Here is a 17229-nt window from a genome sequence, read left to right on the forward strand (position 1 = left end):
CCTATGCGGTGATGTAAGCGGCGTAAGCGCCGGTCACAACCATTATTCGGCTTCCGCCGCTTCCTTTTTCGGGGCAGGCGCCAGAATCTCGACCGTGCCGCCAGCTTTTTCGACAGCTTCCTGTGCCGATTTGGACACGCCGGTCACTTGCAGGTTGATCTTTGTGCTGATCTCGCCCTTGGCAAGAACGCGCACGCCGTCACGCTTGCGGCGCACCAGACCGGATGCGATCAGCGCATCTTCGGTAATGGTGTTGCTGGCGTCCAGCTTGCCGTCGGCGATGAATTTTTCGATCAGGCCAAGATTTACAACAGCGAATGCCTTGCGGTTGGGCTTGTTGAAGCCACGCTTTGGCAGACGCATGTAAAGCGGCATCTGGCCGCCTTCATAGGACTTGATCGCCACACCAGAACGCGAATTCTGGCCCTTGATCCCGCGGCCACCCATCTTGCCTTTGCCCGAACCGGGGCCACGGCCTACGCGCATGCGTTTCTTGGTTGCGCCTTCGTTATCGCGAAGTTCATTCAGTTTCATGTCGCTATCTCCTATGCCGGAAAGCCCCATCAGCGACGAATCGGGGCCACGCGGCGTGTTGTGGTTATCAGGGGCATGTTTCGCCCTGCGCGGCGTATAGACGGGTTGTTGCGGTGTTTCAAGCCACAGTTGGGGCAGGGGCTGATTGTCAGGCAGGCTGTTTCACGCATGGCTGATGCAGGGCAATTGTTTTTGGGTAAAACTGCGCCCGTGTCGATACTTGCATCGGGGGCAGGTTTCGCGCATAAAACAGACGTCCTTACAAGAGGTTTGCCATGCGTGCCCGTATTTACCGACCTGCCAGAAACGCCATGCAGTCCGGCACGGCCAAAACGCATCAATGGGTGCTGGAATTTTCGCCCGCGCAAGCGCGCCGGATCGATCCGCTTATGGGCTGGACCAGTTCCGGCGATATGGACGCGCAAGTAAAACTTAGGTTTGACGAGCGCGAGGCCGCCGAAGCCTATGCCCGCGCCCACGGCATTGAATATAACGTCATTGAACCCAAATCACGCCGCCCGAATCTGCGTCCGGGCGGGTATGGCGACAATTTTGCAACCAATCGTCGGCAGGTCTGGACACACTGACCCGATTTTTTTGACGGGACTGGTGGGATGCATGTTGCCTATCTGATGAATACCTATCCGGTGACCTCTGCCACCTTTATCCGGCGAGAGATTGCAGCACTCGAAGCGCAAGACGTGTCCGTCACACGCTTCGCCGTGCGCCCCTGGGACCAGCCGCTGGTTGACGAAGCTGACCGCGATGAGCAGACACGAACAACCTATTTGCTGGCCCCCGGCGGTTTGCGGCTGGCGGGCATGGCCCTGTCCGAGGGGGTGCGCAATCCGCGCGGGATGTGGCGCGCCGCGCGGGCGGCATGGCAAATGCAGCGCAACGCAGGCCACGGAACCTTCGTGCGCCATGTGGCCTATCTGCTGGAAGCGGTGCATCTGAAGCGGGCGGCGGGTGCGTGCACACATGTTCATGCGCATTTTTCGACGAATACCGCCGCAGTTGCAGTGCTGTGCGCGCAGCTTGGTGGCCCTGGGTATTCGTTTACTGCGCATGGTCCCGATGAATTTGTAAACCCTGCTGCGGCGTCCCTTCGGTTGAAGCTACATCACGCGCGCTTTGCGGTGGCCATTACCGAATTCGCGCGGGTTCAGCTGGCGCTGGCATATGGCATGGGTATCTGGCCCAAACTGCATGTTGTGCGGTGCGGGGTGGACATGGCAGTGCTGCGCCCCGCGCCACCACCCGCCGCAGATGCACCGTTTGTGTGTGTCGGGCGGCTATGCGTGCAAAAGGCACAGGAACTGATTGTGGCGGCGCTGGCCGAGTTGCACCAGACCCACCCGCAAGCGCGCGTCATATTCATAGGGGATGGCGACACGCGGCCTGCAATTGCCCGTGCGATTGAACGCCATGCGCTGCAAGATCATGTGGAATTGCGTGGCTGGGCGGATAATGCCGCAGTCAGCGGCGCGCTTGCGGATGCGCGCGCGCTGTTGCTGCCAAGTTTCGCAGAAGGCCTGCCCATCGTGATCATGGAAGCGCACGCCTTGGGGCGGCCGGTGATTTCCACCTATATTGCGGGCATCCCCGAACTGGTCGACCACCGGACCGGCTGGCTGGTGCCCGCAGGCGATGTGCCAGCGCTTGCAGATGCGATGCGCGCCTGCATGCAGGCATCGCCGGAAGAACTGGCAACAATGGGTGCCGTGGGGCGCGCGCGTGTAGAAGCGGCCCATGACATCACGCACAGCGCTGCGCAGTTGAAAGCCCTGTTCAGCAACTATGCGTGATGCGCTTACCCGTTGCCACGCAAGGCTTCGGGGTGTTCTGCAATGAACTGCTTCAGGGTGGCATACAGCCCGCGTGCCTTGCCCAGATCACCCGCATGCAATGCATGGGCAATGTCGTCGCAGATCATCTGCTGCACATGCTGTGGCCCGTGGTGAATATGCATCATATACTCGCCCAGTTCTGCCGCGAGCACCGGGGTGATATGTTCATGTTCCGCAATCGCCGCGATCTGCGCGCGCGTCAGGGATGTCATATCCAGAATATCGTTTTCGTTAATCATGGTCGGCCCTCCTCCTGATGCGGGATTATACCAGCTTCAGGCGAAGGTGCCTTGTTCCATGTCAACGCAAGCGCTGGCGCGTGTGCGTCAGCGCGTGGGCACCGGCGCCTCGCCGCGATAGTCATAAAACCCGCGCTGCGTCTTGCGCCCCAGCCAGCCCGCTTCGACATATTTGGTCAGCAGGGGGCAGGGGCGGTATTTCGTATCGGCCAGCCCGTCATGCAGCACATTCATGATCGCAAGGCAGGTATCCAGCCCAATGAAATCAGCCAGTTCCAGCGGACCCATCGGGTGATTTGCACCAAGCTTCATCGACTCGTCAATGGATTTGACCGAACCGACACCTTCATAAAGCGTATAGACTGCCTCGTTGATCATCGGCATCAGAATACGGTTCACGATAAAGGCCGGAAAATCCTCGGCGCTGGCGGCAGTTTTGCCCAGTTTCTCGACCACGGCAAGAAGGGCCTTATAGGTGGGTTCATCCGTGGCAATGCCGCGAATCAATTCGACCAGCTGCATGACAGGCACAGGGTTCATGAAATGAAAGCCCATGAATTTTTCGGGCCTGTCAGTGCGGCTGGCCAGTCGTGTGATGGAAATGGACGATGTGTTCGATGTCAGGATCGTATGCGGCTGGATATGGGGCAGCAGATCTTCGAAAATGGCCTGCTTGACGGTTTCGCGTTCGGTCGCGGCCTCGATTATCAGGTCCGAAGGTCCAAGTTCGTGCAAATTGGTTGTGGTGCGAATGCGCGCCATTGCGGCGGCCTTATCCTCGGCCGAGACCTTGCCGCGTGAAACCTGCCGTTCAAGGTTGCCGTCAATCAACGCAACCGCCTTGTTCAGGGCATCTTCGGATATGTCATTCATCGTCACATCGAAACCGGCCAATGCAAAGACATGGGCAATGCCGTTCCCCATCTGGCCTGCGCCGACAATTCCGACTGTCCTGATGTCCATTTCGTGCCCCCGGTATTCTGTTTCGTGCCGAACATATGACCCCCGCACCGACCAGCGCAAGAGAGAATGCCTTTTTCACCATGGCATAAGCCTGAATAACATAGTCCCCCTGATTGGGCCGTGTGGCTGCGCATTACCACGAAAATCTGCCCCTATCCGATGCAAACACATCGCGCTGTAGGGAAAATGTCATCAATGTGATGCTAACGTATTAGATTAACGCAGTTTTCCGGCTATAAAAAGTCATGGACATTATTACCCTTGTTGCAGCGCTTGCAGCGCTTTTCGTTGTTATCGGCATTTCCGAACCTTTGTCTGAACGGGCAAGGCTGCCTTTTACTGTGATTTTGGCCATCGTTGGCGGTATTCTGGGCGGTATCGCGCTGTATTTGCTGAATTCCGACCTGAGCGAGGCACTGAACCCGACCGTCAGGCGTTTGCTGGAGCAGCCGATACGCGCGAATGTATTTTTGTATGTTCTGCTGCCGACATTGCTGTTTCAGGTCGCACTTATGGTGAATGCGCGGCGGATGCTGGATGACTGGGTGCCCATTCTGGTCATGGCGGTGATGGCTGTGGTCGTGGCAACGGTGGTGATCGGCTACGCGCTCAAGCCCTTTACCACGCTGCCTTTGGTCGCGTGTCTGCTGATCGGCGCGATTGTGTCCACCACTGATCCGTCTGCGGTTGTAAGTATTTTCCGCAACATCGCGGCCCCCCAACGCCTGACCCGCATTGTCGAGGGTGAAAGCCTGTTGAATGACGCAGCCGCGATTGCGCTGTTTGGTTTCTTCATCACCTTTGTCATGCTGGGCGTGCCGGACCCGACCTTGCAACAGGCACTTGTTGCCTTTCCGTGGTTGATCGCGGGCGGGGTGGGCATCGGCTGGGTATTCGCGCGCGTAACCGTGTCCCTGATGGCGCTGATCCCGACATTTCCGCGCGCGCAGGTGTCTGTCAGTGTGGCGCTGCCCTATCTGACTTATATCGTTGCGGAACAGGTTGCCTCTGCGTCGGGGGTGATTGCGGTTGTGGTGTCGGGGCTGACCCTGAACCTGCTGGGACCGGGGCGGTTGACCCCTGCCAGTTACAACTATCTGCGCGAAGTCTGGGACGTGCTGGCCTATTGGGCGGGCGCGCTGATCTTTATTCTGGCGGCCTTGCTGATCCCGCGGCTTATGGGTGATGTGCGCCCCAATGATGTGTTCCTGATCGGGGTCATTGTTGTTGCGGCTTTTGTGGCGCGCGCCGTGATCTTGTTTGGCATGCTGCCTGTGCTGTCGGTGCTGAAACTGTCCCCGCGCGTGGACCGCCCTTACCGCGTGGCCATACTGTGGGGCGGGTTGCGCGGGGCGGTCACACTGGCGCTGGCGCTGGCGGTGACCGAAAGTGCGCTGGTCCCGCCCGCAATCAAGCGCGAGGTGGGCATTCTGGCCACGGGCTTTACCCTGTTCACGTTGCTGGTGCAGGGGACAACGCTGCGTTGGGTCATCGGCCGGTTGGGGCTGGACAGATTGCCCGCACTGGACACCGCGCTGTCCAATCAGGTTATTGCGGTCGCGTTGCAGAATGTGCGCGAAGCGGTGGCCGATACGACCCGCGATTACCGCCTGCCCAAAGAGGTTATTCGTTCAGAGGCCAAGCGCTTTGCCGCGCGGCTGGATATTGCCGTGGATCTGGCGGAAAACGCGCAGGCCATTCCCGACCGTGACCGTATTACGCTGGGGCTGATTGCATTGGCGGGGCGTGAACGCGATCTGATTATCGACAATTTCCGCCAGCAGTTGTTTTCGGCCCGTCTGGTGGAACAGATGCTGACAGATGTGGACCGCCTGATTGAACGCACACGGCAGGGCGGGCGCTATGAATACCGTGCCGCAGGCCGGATGGCGCTGGGCTATGGCGCGTGGTATCGGGTGGCCGTGTGGTTGCACAGCCGCCTGAAATGGTCATGGCTGCTGGAAACCATGACAGCAGACCGGTTCGAGATTTTGCTGAACCAGCGGCTGGTTCTGGGACAGTTGCACGGGTTTCTGGACAACAAGATCAGGCGCATCCATGGCCGCCGCGTGGCCGACCTGTTGCACGAACTTCTGCGCCGCCGCGAAGAGGAAACAGAAAACGCCATTGAAGGGCTGCGGCTGCAATACCCCGGCTATGCCGAAGAAATGGAACGCAGGTTCATTCGCCGGACCAGTTTGCGGCTGGAAGAACGCGAATATGAAACGCTGTTCAGTGACGGTTTGATCAGCCGCGAATTATACACCACCCTGCGCAACCGCGCCAACACGGCCCGCACCAAGGTAGAGGCCCGCCCGCATCTGGACTTTGCATTGCAGAAAAGTGCATTCGTGCGCAGCTTCCCCTTGTTCAAGGACATGACGGATGAGCAACGCCAGATCCTCTCTCGCGCTTTGACCACGCGCTATGTCGAACCGGGCGCTGTGCTGATACGCAAGGGGCAGGTGGCGAACTGCGTGTACTTCATTGCCTCCGGCGCGGTAGAGGTGGAACGCAAGGGCCAGAAAGCGCGTTTGGGCCGTGGCGAATTTTTCGGCCATATCGGGATGCTTGCACGCGAGCCGCGCAAGGCCATGGTCAGTGCCATCAGCCATTCCACACTTCTTGAACTGGATGAAGCACGTTTTCGCCGGATGCTGTCGCGCAACAAGACCTTGTTGCAGGCCGTGTCGGAAAGTGCGGCCAAGCGCGGCGTGGATCTGGACCTGAGCATCTTTGGCACCACACCAACCCAGACAGGGCGCGGCTGAATACCTGTCGCGTGATCTGATCAGGTTGAAACATCCGGTTTGTGGGCGGTGCTGGCCTTTTTCTGCCGTTGATGCCATGGATAAAGCCCGCGCCATCGGTGGGCCGGGGTCTGCCGATCCGGCGTTGGTGAAGTTCTCTTTATGCCTGCTGCATACTCCCAAGATCATGGGCGTGGACTGCCATCAGCAAATCGGCAGGCCGCGGGACGGCCCGCCGATGGCGCGGCGGCCTGCGGCCTTTGCTCCGCGCCTTGGGGCATTCCCAAAGTCCTCTTCAGGCCAGAATTAACCAGCCTTGCCAGCGCATCAGGGCATGACACTACGATAAACGACCAGCCTATTCCGCCGCGAGGGCCACTGTCTGGTCGCGCGCGCGACCAATATCCGCAAGTTCCTGAACGATCCCGCCCATGACATTGGCGAAATGGTCGAAATTGGCATTCGGCGTTACGCTTGCTTCATTCAGATACAAGCCGCGGTCAATTTCGATCTGGACCACATGCTGGCCTGTCGACGGGGTGCCATAGCGCTGCGCAATATACGCGCCAGCGAAGGGGGCGTTGCGCGCGACGCGGAAACCCGCTGCCGTGAACACTGCGGCCACCTTGTCGCTGATATCCCCTGAACATGCTGCCCCGAAGCGGTCGCCAAGCACGATGTCAGGGCGTTTGCCCGCGAATCTGCGGTCGTGATTGGTGGCATCGCGGGGCATTGAATGCATATCGAACAGAATCGCCCTGCCGAAACGCCGGCGTTGCTGGTCCATCAGCACGGTCAGCTTGTCATGATAGGGATGCCAGAAACGCGTTAGGCGGGCCTCGGCCTCTGATCGGGTGATCTTGCCTGCATAGATGGCGCGCGATCCCGCAACAACACGGGGAATCACCCCCAGACCAGACATGATGCGGGGGTTCAGCATGGATTTGGGAATATCGGCAATCAGCGCCGGGTCCAGTTCTGTGACCGCACGGTTATAATCCACGAATGCGCGCGGCACGCCGCCCAGCAGCACGGGTGCCCCGACATCTGGCGCGCCTTTCAGGAACAGATCGACATAGGCATCCTCGGACGAGCGAAGCACGAGTTCGTCCAGAACGGACGCCTTCAGGAACTCGGGCGCATACTCCCGTCCACTGTGCGGAGAGGCGAAAACCACCGCACTTGTCGCCATACGCGCAGGAAAAAAATTAAATGCGTTCATTTGTCCGGCCATGTTTCAGAAAATAACTATAGCGCGAATGATCTGGCTTTCGAAAGCCCTTGATCATGCCTGCGATTCTTTCTATACGGGCCGCAATTGGCGCGGTTGCATCCCGCGTCCCTTTTGTTTGGGGCGTATGTGGATGGACCTGTCAGGGCGCGTAGCTCAGTGGTAGAGCACTACGTTGACATCGTAGGGGTCACAAGTTCGAACCTTGTCGTGCCCACCATTAACCCCTGCAATCCCGCAGGATAACCGCAATGGCGCAAGCGCGCCGCGATAAGGAGAAGGCCGATGAAGGTCAGAAACTCGCTCCGGTCGCTCAAGCAGCGCCACCGCGATTGTCAAATCGTGCGCCGCAAGGGCCGTGTCTATGTTATCAACAAGACACAAAAGAAATTTAAGGCACGTCAGGGCTGATTTATCAGCGTTGATGTGTTGAAAAACCGCCCTCCCGTTATCGCGGGGGGGCGGTTTTCGCATATGAACTGCTTGTCGTGCGTTCGTAATTTGCGCCCATGCCGTGCCACCGTCGCTGCAAACAGCCAGCCCGAAGGTGGCGTGGCCGTGTGGCGTGATGCCGGCAAGATGATTCGCAAATGATCACGCCTGTTCCGGCATGTGCGGGGCGCTGGCGGGCAATGCCTTGGGCTTGTTATTTGTCCGAACCGCCAGGCTGCGCCAAAATCGCCCCTGCGATGTCCGGCGTAGTCTGGCGCGTCATTCAGGATTGTTGGTGAAAGCTGCCATAGCTGCCTTGGCTGAACACAAGCGGGGCACCACGGCTGCTGTGGCAGCGCAGGACACGCCCCACAACAATCAGGTGATCCCCGCCATCATGGGTGTCATGCAAGGCGCAATCAAACCGCGCCAGCGCCCCGTCCAGAACAGGGTTGCCTTCGGGCGTGACCAGATGTTGCAATCCGTCAAAGCCAGCGCCGTGACGGCCAAAGCGTGCAATCCAGTCTTTCGCATCATCACGCAGGATATGAACCGAAAAATGCGCCGCCGTCGCAAAATGCGCAAACCGGCTGGATGACCGGGCCGGTGACCATAATATCAACGGAGGGTCCAGTGACAGGCCCGAAAAGCTGTTTGCGACAAACCCCATCGGCCCGTTTTCGCTGGCGATGGTGACAAGCGTCACGCCGGTGGCAAACTGGCCCAGCGCGTCGCGAAACGCCCGTGCATTACCTGTGTCCGGTATGAAGCCCTGTTCCAGCACCGTGCCCTCGTCAGTTGATGTGTCACCGCCTGATGTCTGCTGGACGTATCGACTTTGGGACCGGACATCAACTGGTCTGGGGGATATGGGAACGTTCACGGCATACTCCGGTAGCAAACAGCGCGGCTGGAATGAAGTTTAGCAAAACCGTCACAGAAACGATTTCTTTTGCAAAGATAGCCCCTGACGCATGTCAGACAAGGTGATGCGCATCAGAACAGACATGAAAATGCCGCAAGGCCGGTATGGCGCTTGCGGCATTTCAAATTTGCGGCAAAAAGGGGCAATTGCCCGATTTAGCTTAACGTGCGTTCGATTTCTTCACGCTCGAAAATCTCGATGACGTCTTTCACGCGGACATCTTCATAATTCTCGAAGGCCATACCGCATTCCTGACCGGACTGCACTTCCTTGACCTCGTCCTTGAAGCGCTTGAGGGTTTTCAGCGTGCCTTCGTGAATCACCACGTTGTCGCGCAGCAGGCGCACGCCCGCCGAACGCCGTGCCACCCCTTCGGTGACCAGACAGCCTGCAACCTTGCCAACACCGGACACCTTGAACACATCCCGGATTTCGGCATAACCGATGAAGTTTTCGCGCACTTCCGCCGACAACAGCCCTGATGCAGCGGCCTTGATGTCATCGACAAGATCATAAATGATCGAGTAGTAGCGCAGCTCAACGCCCTTTTGGTTGGCAGATTGCCGCGCTGACGCATTGGCCCGCACATTGAACCCGATGATCGGCGCGCCTGATGCTTCGGCAAGCCCGACATCCGTATCGGTGATCGCGCCCACACCGTAATGCAACACACGCACGCGCACTTCGTCATTGCCGATTTTCTCAAGCGCCTGAACGATCGCTTCGGCAGACCCCTGAACATCGGCTTTCAACAGCACCGGCAGTTCCGAGATGTCCTTGTCAGCCTTGGCCTTGGCCATAAGCTGCTCCAGCGTGGTGGCGGCACCGGCGGCTGCGCGTTTGTCCTTGGCGGCTTGCTGGCGGTAATCCGCGATTTCACGCGCCTGCGCTTCGGTTTCAACCACGTTCAGCACGTCGCCCGCTTCGGGGGTGCCATTCAGGCCCAGCACTTCGACAGGAACCGAAGGCCCTGCTTCCTTGACGCGTTCGCCCTTGTCGTTGACCAGCGCGCGGACTTTGCCCCACTGCTCGCCCACAACAAAGATGTCGCCCTGACGCAATGTGCCATTCTGCACAAGAACAGTCGCGACCGGACCACGCCCGATATCAAGTTGCGCCTCGATCACGGCACCCATTGCGGAACGGTCCGGGTTTGCCTTCAGTTCCAGAATTTCTGCCTGAAGGGCAATCGCTTCCAGCAGGGTATCAAGCCCCATGCCGGTAACGGCCGACACTTCGACATCCTGCACATCGCCCGACATCGCCTCGACGACAACTTCGTGTTGCAGCAATCCTGTGCGCACCTTGTTGGGGTCGGCTGCGGGCCTGTCGCATTTGTTGATCGCGACAATCATGGGCACTTTGGCCGCTTTTGCATGGTTGATGGCCTCGATGGTTTGCGGCATCACCGAATCATCGGCGGCCACAACCAGCACCACAATATCGGTCACATTCGCGCCGCGTGCCCGCATGCTGGTAAATGCAGCATGGCCCGGTGTGTCCAGAAAGCTGAGCACTGCGCCTGATTCGGTTTTGACCTGATAGGCCCCGATATGCTGCGTAATGCCGCCTGCTTCGCCGGAAACCACATTGGTTTTGCGAAGCGCATCCAGAAGGCTGGTCTTGCCGTGGTCCACATGGCCCATGATCGTGATGATCGGCGGGCGGGGTTGCAGCAATTCCGGCGCATCCTCGACCTGATGGATGACTTGCTCGACATCAGAATCGGAAACACGGACAACCTTGTGGCCGAATTCCTCGATCAGCAATTCGGCGGTGTCGGCGTCAATCGACTGGTTCATGGTCGCCATGACGCCCATTTTCATCAGCGACTTGACCACATCGGCCACGCGTTCGGCCATACGGTTGGCCAGTTCCTGAACCACAATGGTTTCAGGCAGTTGCACTTCGCGCACAACTTTTTCGCGGCTTTGCGACTGGCCCATCGCCTTTTGACGGGCGCGTTCCTGCTTGCGTTTCATCGCAGCCATGGAACGTTGACGCCCACCATCACCGGAAAGCGCATCTTTCAGCGTCAGCTTGCCGGAACGACGGCCAGCATCCTCGCGCGGTTTTGCACGGGCCTGGCGGTCATCATCGGGGCGTTTGGGGGCCTTGCGCGCGTCCGTGGATGCAGGACGTGCGCGTTCCGAAAGCGGCGCTTCTGGCGCTGTCGGTGCTGCCGGTTTGGCGGCCTCGGCCTCTGCTGCATCCTTGCGCTCTTTGCGAATTTCGGCTTCAGCCGCGGCACGGGCTTCTTCTTGCGCCTTCGCGCGCAACGCTTCTTCGCGTTCGCGTTCTTCGCGTTCGCGCGCTTCGGCTTCATCGCGGCGGCGCTGTCGATCTTCTTCGCGTGCCTGTTCGTCCGCTGCACGAACGGCTGCGTCCTCGATCTCGCGGGATCTGGCTGCGGCCAGTGCTTTCAGGCGGCGTTCCATTTCGGCATCAGAAATGCCGGCAGGGCGTCTTGCCGGATCAGGGCGCGGTGTCGCACCGCTGGAGGGTTGTGTGCTCCCTGCTGCCCCTGGTTTCGGGACCACAACACGCTTGCGCTTCTTCTCGACCACCACAGATTTGGTGCGCCCATGGCTGAAGCTTTGCTTCACCTGGCCGCCTTTGCCGCCGAGTCCGAGTGGTTTTTTTCCGTCAGTATCGCTCATGCGTTCGTCTTGTCCTCTCCGGCGGTCGTTCCGCCGATTATCTGGCGCAGTCCGGCCAATCTTGCCGCTTCCTGTACAACAGCTTTGCTCAGTCCACCAGAGCGAAGCGCGGCATGTATCACATGTTCCCGTCCAAATGCAAAACCCAATTCCTGTGCATTCAGGCAATCTATGTAACTGTCGTCCCCGTCAGGGGGGCGCAATTTCGTCTTTCCGCGGGGTGATCCGTCACTTGCCTGGATCAACACAAACATCTGGTCCTTCAGTGCCAGATCGCGGCATTTCTCATATCCGGCGATCGCAAAGCCGGCCTTTCGCGCCAGCGACAGCAATTCCAGAACCCGCTTCGTCACCAGCTGTTCTACAAGATCAACCAGCCCGTCGGGCACGCTGACCTGCTGTTTTGCTGCCCGCGAAAACAGTTTCTTCGCCTCGGCGCGGGCCAGCGCATCGCGATCGGAACTTACCCATATCCCACGACCGGGCAGCTTGCCAGCCAGATCGGGGACAATCTGGTTGTCCGGCCCGACAACAAAGCGGATCAGCCCGGCCGCCGGTTGTGACTGGCCCGTTGCGATACACCGCCGTTCCGGGCCGTCCTGTTCCGTCTTTTTGCCGCCGCGGGCCATGCCTGCCATGCCTTTGCTTAGCTGTCTTCGTCCGCAGTTTCGGTATCTGCGACGTCCGCATCTTCTTCAGCGGGTTCCAGTTCAGACGGATCAACCCAGCCCAGCATGACACGCGCGGTCATGACAAGATGCTGCGCTTCTTCAAGGCTCATGTCAAAGGCTTCCAGCAACCCTTCATCCTTGACACGCGCGCCGTCCACGGTTGTCCAGCCGCCTGCAAGTTCCCAGTCGGCGCAGGTTGCAAAATCTTCCAGTGTCTTGATGCCGTCCTTGGCCAGTGCCTCGACCATCTGCGGGGTCAGACCCTCAAACCCGATCAGGCTGTCGTCAACCCCAAGGGCGCGTGCATTTTCCAGCGCAGCAGTTGCAATCGCTTCCAGTTTTTCGCGCGCACGGGTCTGCAATTCGTTTGCAGTGTCTTCGTCAAACCCGTTAATGGCCAGCAATTCATCAAGATCGACATAGGCCACTTCTTCCAGCGAGCTGAATTCTTCAGCAACCAGCAACTGGGCCATCATTTCATCAATGTCCAGTTCTTCCATGAACAGGCGCGTGCGTTCGGCAAATTCAGCCTGACGGCGCGCCGAATCATCAGATTCGGTGACAATATCAATATCAAGGCCGGTCAACTGGCTGGCAAGACGCACGTTCTGGCCGCGACGGCCGATTGCCAGTGACAATTGCTCGTCAGGGACAACGACTTCGATCTTGCCTGCATCATCGTCGATCACAACCTTGCTGACTTCGGCAGGTTGCAGCGCGTTCACAAGGAATGTCGCCTGATCTTCTGTCCAGGGGATGATGTCGATCTTCTCGCCCTGAAGTTCGTTCACAACCGCCTGAACACGGCTGCCGCGCATGCCGACGCAGGCGCCCACAGGGTCAATGCCCGAATCGTGGCTGATCACGCCGATTTTGGCGCGCGAACCGGGGTCGCGGGCAACGGCCTTGATCTCGATGATGCCGTCATAAATTTCGGGCACTTCCATCTTGAACAATTCGGCCATGAATTCCGGCGCGGTGCGCGACAGGAAAATTTGCGGACCGCGCGCTTCGCGGCGCACATCCTTGACATAGCAGCGGATGCGGTCGCCATTGCGGTAGCTTTCGCGGCCAATTTTTTCGTTGCGGCGCAGCACAGCTTCGCCACGGCCAATGTCGATGACCAGATTGCCGTATTCTTCGCGTTTCACGACACCATTCAGAATGGTGCCTGCGCGGTCCTTGAATTCTTCATACTGGCGGTCGCGTTCTGCTTCGCGGACCTTTTGCAAGATCACCTGCTTGGCAGATTGTGCCGCAATACGCCCCAGTTCCACTGGCGGCACCTGATCGCTGATTTCATCGCCAATCTTGGGGTCATCCAGATAGGGCGCTGCCTGCGCGACGGTCAGTTGGGCGTGGTGGTTTTCCAGTTCTTCATCAGCGACAACGGTGCGCACGCGGCTGAATGTGGCAACGCCGGTTTTGCGGTCGATCCGAACGCGAATGTCCATATCGGCCCCGTAGCGCGACTTGGCCGCCCGTGCGAGGCTGTCTTCCATCGCCTGAACGACCAGTTCAGGGTCGATCATCTTTTCGCGGGCGACTGCGTCGGCGGTTTGCAGAAGTTCAAGCTGGTTGGCAGAGGTGATCGCCATGTCTCAGTGCTCCTCTTGGTCCGCACCGGTGTCGGGCGCGTCCGTTTCGATCTGGTCAAACTTGCTTTCGTCAATGGCGCCGCTGTCTTTGCGTGTGCGCAACATTTCGGCGATCAGTTCATCGGTCAGCACCAGTTTCGCTTCTGACAGCCAGTCAAATTGCAGCCCGATGGTAAGTTGCTCGCCATGTTCTTCGATTTCTATCAGAACCTCTTCGCCTTCGACACCGGCAAGAACGCCCTTGAAGCGGCGGCGTCCGTCAATCAGTTCCGTGGTTTCCAGACGCGCCTCATACCCGTTCCAGACGTCGAAATCCTTCAACCGGGTCAGGGGGCGGTCAATGCCGGGGCTGGACACTTCCAGCGTGTAGGCATCGTCCAGCGGGTCTTCGACATCCAGAACGGCGGAAACGGCGGTCGAAATTCTGGCGCAATCCTCAACCTCTATCCCGCCTTCGGGACGGTCGGCCATGATTTGCAGTGTTGGCGTCTTGCCTGACATCACGCGCAACCGCACGAGTTCGAACCCCAGTCCTTCGATGACAGGGGCGACGATGGCAGCAACACGCTGGTCCAATGTGGTTTTGGCGATCAGGTCGCTCATGCAGCCCTCCCAAGGGGCAAAATAAAAAAACGGGCCATGCGGCCCGTTGGTTTTTCCGGTGGGCCTTCACAGGCGCCGCTGTTGGCATTCATATAGGTCGGCGCCAATGGAAACGCAAGCGCTAAAGGTTCAGGCGGTGCGTGTCGTGTCGCAGGTGGTTCATCACGCGCAGAAGTTCCGCACTGATCCCCGGTTCGGACAGGGCGTGCCCTGCCACTGGCACCATTTCCAGCCGCGACATGCCCCATGCAGCATGCAATTCCCATGCCGTATTCGGCGGGCAGATCATGTCATAGCGGCCCTGAACGATGGTTCCGGGAATGTGGCGCATGCGGTCCAGCCCGTTCATCAATGCCTGCCCTTCGCCCAGAAAGCACCCGTTGCGGAAATAATGGTTTTCCAGTCGCGCGAAAGCACGGGCATAGGTGCTGGGCGCATCGGCACCGCCAAGCCCGCGCGTCTGAATGGATGCCAGCGCGTTTTCCCAGCGTGTCCATGCGCGGGCAAAACGGTCTTCGGTCTGGCGGTCCCCGCTGAACAGCCGCTTGCCATAGGCGCCGATCAGATCATGCTGCTCATCCGGCGGAATCAACCGGGTAAATTGCGCCCATAGTTCGGGAAAGAAGCGACCGGCACCGCCGCCATAAAACCAGTCCAGTTCGGCCTGTGTGCCGGTAAACACGCCGCGCAACACCAGATAGGCCACACTTTCGGGATGGGCCTGCGCATAGGCCAGCGCCAATGTTGCCCCCCAACTGCCGCCGAACACGACCCAACGCTTGATTCCCAGCGTCTGGCGAATCTGTTCAATATCGGCAATCAGGTGCTGTGTTGTGTTGTGCTCGATGCTGGCTGCCGGTTTTGACCGGCCGCATCCGCGTTGATCGAACAAGACGGCGCGATAGGTCCGCGGATCGAAAAACCGCCGCATTGCGGGGCTGCATCCGCCGCCCGGCCCGCCATGCAGAACAACGACGGGAATGCCATCGGAATGGCCGCATTGTTCAACATAGACCTGATGCCCATGCCCCACATCAAGCATGCGCTGGTCGAATGGTTCGGGTATCGGGTAAAGACCCGAAACTGCGGTGTCATGTCCGGCAGACTTATCCATAAATTGGACTATATACCTGTAAAGGCCCGCCTGCCATATGCGATAGATGAAAAAAACCGGAGTGCGCATGACCATATCAACGATTGACCCCGCAGAGGTCGCCAAATTTGAAGCAATGGCCGCCGAATGGTGGGACCCGCATGGCAAGTTCAAGCCGCTGCATATGCTTAATCCATGCAGGCTGGACTATATTACCCGCCAGATTGCCGCCGAATTCGGGCGTGACATGTCCACGCCCGACCCCTTCAAGGGGCTGCGCTTGCTGGATATCGGGTGCGGGGGCGGGTTGCTGTCGGAACCCATGGCGCGGCTTGGCGCGGATGTCGTGGGCGCGGACGCCGCCGCGCGCAACATTCCCCTCGCGCAAATCCATGCCGAACAGCAAGGGCTGCGCATCGATTACCGCCACACCACCGCCGAGGCACTGGTAGACGCGGGCGAGCAGTTCGATGTTGTGCTGAATATGGAGGTGGTCGAACATGTGGCCGACCCGCTGGCCTATCTGACGGCCTGCCAGCGTTTGCTGAAACCGGGCGGGATGATGGTGTGCTCAACCCTGAACCGGAACCCTAAAAGCTACCTGATGGCCATCATCGGCGCCGAATATGTCATGCGCTGGTTGCCCAAAGGCACACATGAATGGTCCAAATTCATCACGCCTGATGAACTTTATGACCTGCTGCGGCAGGCTGGGTTCGATCCGGTGGACCGCAAGGGATTTGTTTTTGACAAGCTGCGCTGGGACTGGTCGATTTCCGAGCGTGACCTGTCGGTGAATTATGTAACAACGTCGGTCAAGCCGGGGCAGGGGGCGGGCTGATCGCGGCCCCTGCGGGGGTATCAGCTATACGCGATAACCAGAAGGACCGTGCCCAGAATCAGACGGTAAATGACATACGGCGTGAAGCTGACCGAGCGCAGCAGCTTCATCATGAAAACCAGCGCCGCCCAAGCCGCGAAAAACGAAATAACGGCTGCAATGGCCCCGTCTTTTGCCGCCTGCCAATCCGCTATAAGCACCACATCCAGCCCCATAAGCGTGCCGGATGCAATGATCGTGGGGATCGACATCAGCATGGACAGTTTCGCGGCATCATGGCGCGAATACCCCAACGCCCGCGCGCCAGAAATGACAATCCCCGACCGTGATGTGCCCGGGATCAGCGCAATCGCCTGCCAAAGCCCCAGAATAAGGGCGTGCTTCATCGTCCATTCCTGCGCCACGCGGGTCTGTTTGCCCATCTTGTCGGTCAGGTAAAGGACGATACCGAATATGATCATCATCCAGCCGATGACGGCAACACTGCGCATCATTTCCATAATGCCGAATATCTTGAAAATCAGCCCCAGTATGATCACAGGGACCGTCGCGATTGCCAGACAGAAGGCCAGAAAACCGCCCCTGTCGTTCAGGTTGCCGCGCAGCAGATGCGGCACACCGCGTAGCGCAAGCCCGACATCGGCGCGAAAATACCAGCAAACCGCGAATAATGTCCCGATATGAACCGCTACATCAATGACCAGCCCCTGATCATCCAGCGATGTCAGCGCGGGCAGCAAAATCAGGTGGCCAGACGAGGATACGGGCAGGAATTCCGTAACGCCCTGAATTATTGCAAGCAGGAAAAGGTGAAAAAAGGTCATGGTGTCCCCGTGTTT

Annotated in this window: 16 protein-coding genes and 1 tRNA gene; 6 read left to right on the forward strand and 11 right to left on the reverse strand. The window is 58.8% G+C overall.

Features of this window, described 5'->3' with window-relative positions; all coding sequences use genetic code 11:
- Nucleotides 1–42 precede the first annotated feature (42 nt).
- Complete coding sequence (gene rplO, locus P8S53_RS05980; RefSeq protein ID WP_277806232.1) at nt 43–534, reverse strand: 50S ribosomal protein L15; 492 nt, start codon at nt 532–534, stop codon at nt 43–45.
- 275 nt (nt 535–809) lie between these two features.
- On the opposite strand from rplO, the gene P8S53_RS05985 reads away from it, so the two are divergent.
- Together P8S53_RS05985 and P8S53_RS05990 are read left to right on the forward strand one after the other, a co-directional pair.
- Nucleotides 810–1121, forward strand: coding sequence for an ETC complex I subunit (locus P8S53_RS05985; protein WP_277806233.1), 312 nt, complete (start codon nt 810–812; stop codon nt 1119–1121).
- Nucleotides 1122–1148: 27 nt separating this feature from the next.
- On the forward strand, nt 1149–2342 hold the full coding sequence (locus P8S53_RS05990) for a glycosyltransferase (protein ID WP_277806234.1): 1194 nt from the start codon (nt 1149–1151) through the stop codon (nt 2340–2342).
- Between the two features lie 5 nt (nt 2343–2347).
- On the opposite strand, the gene P8S53_RS05995 is transcribed toward P8S53_RS05990, so the two are convergent.
- Together P8S53_RS05995 and P8S53_RS06000 are read right to left on the reverse strand one after the other, a co-directional pair.
- The gene (locus tag P8S53_RS05995; protein WP_277806235.1) at nt 2348–2623 is read right to left on the reverse strand and encodes a hypothetical protein; all 276 of its coding nucleotides are present in this window, start codon (nt 2621–2623) and stop codon (nt 2348–2350) included.
- Nucleotides 2624–2710: 87 nt separating this feature from the next.
- On the reverse strand, nt 2711–3586 hold the full coding sequence (locus P8S53_RS06000) for a 3-hydroxybutyryl-CoA dehydrogenase (RefSeq protein ID WP_277806236.1): 876 nt from the start codon (nt 3584–3586) through the stop codon (nt 2711–2713).
- A gap of 245 nt (nt 3587–3831) precedes the next feature.
- On the opposite strand from P8S53_RS06000, the gene P8S53_RS06005 reads away from it, so the two are divergent.
- Nucleotides 3832–6357: a cation:proton antiporter gene (locus P8S53_RS06005; RefSeq protein WP_277806237.1), complete on the forward strand. Its 2526-nt coding sequence runs from the start codon at nt 3832–3834 to the stop codon at nt 6355–6357.
- A 337-nt stretch (nt 6358–6694) separates the two neighbouring features.
- On the opposite strand, the gene P8S53_RS06010 is transcribed toward P8S53_RS06005, so the two are convergent.
- On the reverse strand, nt 6695–7558 hold the full coding sequence (locus P8S53_RS06010) for an N-formylglutamate amidohydrolase (RefSeq protein ID WP_277806238.1): 864 nt from the start codon (nt 7556–7558) through the stop codon (nt 6695–6697).
- Between the two features lie 154 nt (nt 7559–7712).
- Between P8S53_RS06010 and P8S53_RS06015 the strand changes: the two genes are divergently transcribed.
- Both P8S53_RS06015 and ykgO read left to right on the forward strand, forming a co-directional pair.
- Nucleotides 7713–7787, forward strand: a tRNA-Val gene (locus P8S53_RS06015).
- 65 nt (nt 7788–7852) lie between these two features.
- Entirely contained in the window at nt 7853–7978 is a 126-nt protein-coding gene (ykgO, locus tag P8S53_RS06020) for a type B 50S ribosomal protein L36 (protein WP_071479794.1), read from the forward strand.
- Nucleotides 7979–8282: 304 nt separating this feature from the next.
- Here the strand turns inward: ykgO and P8S53_RS06025 are convergent, their stop codons facing one another.
- The 6 genes from P8S53_RS06025 to pip form a co-directional block, all read right to left on the reverse strand.
- Nucleotides 8283–8882: a flavin reductase family protein gene (locus P8S53_RS06025; RefSeq protein ID WP_277806239.1), complete on the reverse strand. Its 600-nt coding sequence runs from the start codon at nt 8880–8882 to the stop codon at nt 8283–8285.
- 197 nt (nt 8883–9079) lie between these two features.
- Nucleotides 9080–11584, reverse strand: a complete 2505-nt coding sequence (infB, locus tag P8S53_RS06030; protein ID WP_277806240.1) for a translation initiation factor IF-2 — start codon at nt 11582–11584, stop codon at nt 9080–9082.
- Complete coding sequence (locus P8S53_RS06035) at nt 11581–12213, reverse strand: RNA-binding protein (RefSeq protein WP_306417881.1); 633 nt, start codon at nt 12211–12213, stop codon at nt 11581–11583. Before P8S53_RS06035 ends, infB begins: the two co-directional genes overlap by 4 nt.
- A 17-nt stretch (nt 12214–12230) precedes the next feature.
- A complete protein-coding gene (nusA, locus tag P8S53_RS06040; RefSeq protein WP_277806242.1) occupies nt 12231–13853 on the reverse strand; it encodes a transcription termination factor NusA in 1623 nt (540 codons plus the stop codon).
- A 3-nt stretch (nt 13854–13856) separates the two neighbouring features.
- Nucleotides 13857–14456: a ribosome maturation factor RimP gene (gene rimP / locus P8S53_RS06045; protein WP_277806243.1), complete on the reverse strand. Its 600-nt coding sequence runs from the start codon at nt 14454–14456 to the stop codon at nt 13857–13859.
- Between the two features lie 121 nt (nt 14457–14577).
- A complete protein-coding gene (pip, locus tag P8S53_RS06050) occupies nt 14578–15570 on the reverse strand; it encodes a prolyl aminopeptidase (protein WP_277806244.1) in 993 nt (330 codons plus the stop codon).
- A gap of 67 nt (nt 15571–15637) precedes the next feature.
- On the opposite strand from pip, the gene ubiG reads away from it, so the two are divergent.
- Nucleotides 15638–16390 (forward strand): bifunctional 2-polyprenyl-6-hydroxyphenol methylase/3-demethylubiquinol 3-O-methyltransferase UbiG, encoded by a 753-nt coding sequence (gene ubiG, locus P8S53_RS06055; RefSeq protein ID WP_277806245.1) that lies wholly within the window; start codon nt 15638–15640, stop codon nt 16388–16390.
- 20 nt (nt 16391–16410) lie between these two features.
- Here the strand turns inward: ubiG and P8S53_RS06060 are convergent, their stop codons facing one another.
- Nucleotides 16411–17214, reverse strand: coding sequence for an undecaprenyl-diphosphate phosphatase (locus P8S53_RS06060; RefSeq protein WP_277806246.1), 804 nt, complete (start codon nt 17212–17214; stop codon nt 16411–16413).
- Nucleotides 17215–17229: the final 15 nt, after the last annotated feature.

The organism is Roseinatronobacter sp. S2 (genome assembly GCF_029581395.1).
Taxonomy (GTDB): domain Bacteria; phylum Pseudomonadota; class Alphaproteobacteria; order Rhodobacterales; family Rhodobacteraceae; genus Roseinatronobacter.

Excerpts from the sequence above, each read along its gene's own strand:
- rplO (WP_277806232.1), bottom strand. The coding sequence starts at position 534 with ATGAAACTGAATGAACTTCGCGATAACGAAGGCGCAACCAAGAAACGC.
- P8S53_RS05985 (WP_277806233.1), top strand. The coding sequence starts at position 810 with ATGCGTGCCCGTATTTACCGACCTGCCAGAAACGCCATGCAGTCCGGC.
- P8S53_RS05990 (WP_277806234.1), top strand. The coding sequence starts at position 1,149 with ATGCATGTTGCCTATCTGATGAATACCTATCCGGTGACCTCTGCCACC.
- P8S53_RS05995 (WP_277806235.1), bottom strand. The coding sequence starts at position 2,623 with ATGATTAACGAAAACGATATTCTGGATATGACATCCCTGACGCGCGCG.
- P8S53_RS06000 (WP_277806236.1), bottom strand. The coding sequence starts at position 3,586 with ATGGACATCAGGACAGTCGGAATTGTCGGCGCAGGCCAGATGGGGAAC.
- P8S53_RS06005 (WP_277806237.1), top strand. The coding sequence starts at position 3,832 with ATGGACATTATTACCCTTGTTGCAGCGCTTGCAGCGCTTTTCGTTGTT.
- P8S53_RS06010 (WP_277806238.1), bottom strand. The coding sequence starts at position 7,558 with ATGAACGCATTTAATTTTTTTCCTGCGCGTATGGCGACAAGTGCGGTG.
- ykgO (WP_071479794.1), top strand. The coding sequence starts at position 7,853 with ATGAAGGTCAGAAACTCGCTCCGGTCGCTCAAGCAGCGCCACCGCGAT.
- infB (WP_277806240.1), bottom strand. The coding sequence starts at position 11,584 with ATGAGCGATACTGACGGAAAAAAACCACTCGGACTCGGCGGCAAAGGC.
- P8S53_RS06035 (WP_306417881.1), bottom strand. The coding sequence starts at position 12,213 with ATGGCCCGCGGCGGCAAAAAGACGGAACAGGACGGCCCGGAACGGCGG.
- nusA (WP_277806242.1), bottom strand. The coding sequence starts at position 13,853 with ATGGCGATCACCTCTGCCAACCAGCTTGAACTTCTGCAAACCGCCGAC.
- rimP (WP_277806243.1), bottom strand. The coding sequence starts at position 14,456 with ATGAGCGACCTGATCGCCAAAACCACATTGGACCAGCGTGTTGCTGCC.
- pip (WP_277806244.1), bottom strand. The coding sequence starts at position 15,570 with ATGGATAAGTCTGCCGGACATGACACCGCAGTTTCGGGTCTTTACCCG.
- ubiG (WP_277806245.1), top strand. The coding sequence starts at position 15,638 with ATGACCATATCAACGATTGACCCCGCAGAGGTCGCCAAATTTGAAGCA.
- P8S53_RS06060 (WP_277806246.1), bottom strand. The coding sequence starts at position 17,214 with ATGACCTTTTTTCACCTTTTCCTGCTTGCAATAATTCAGGGCGTTACG.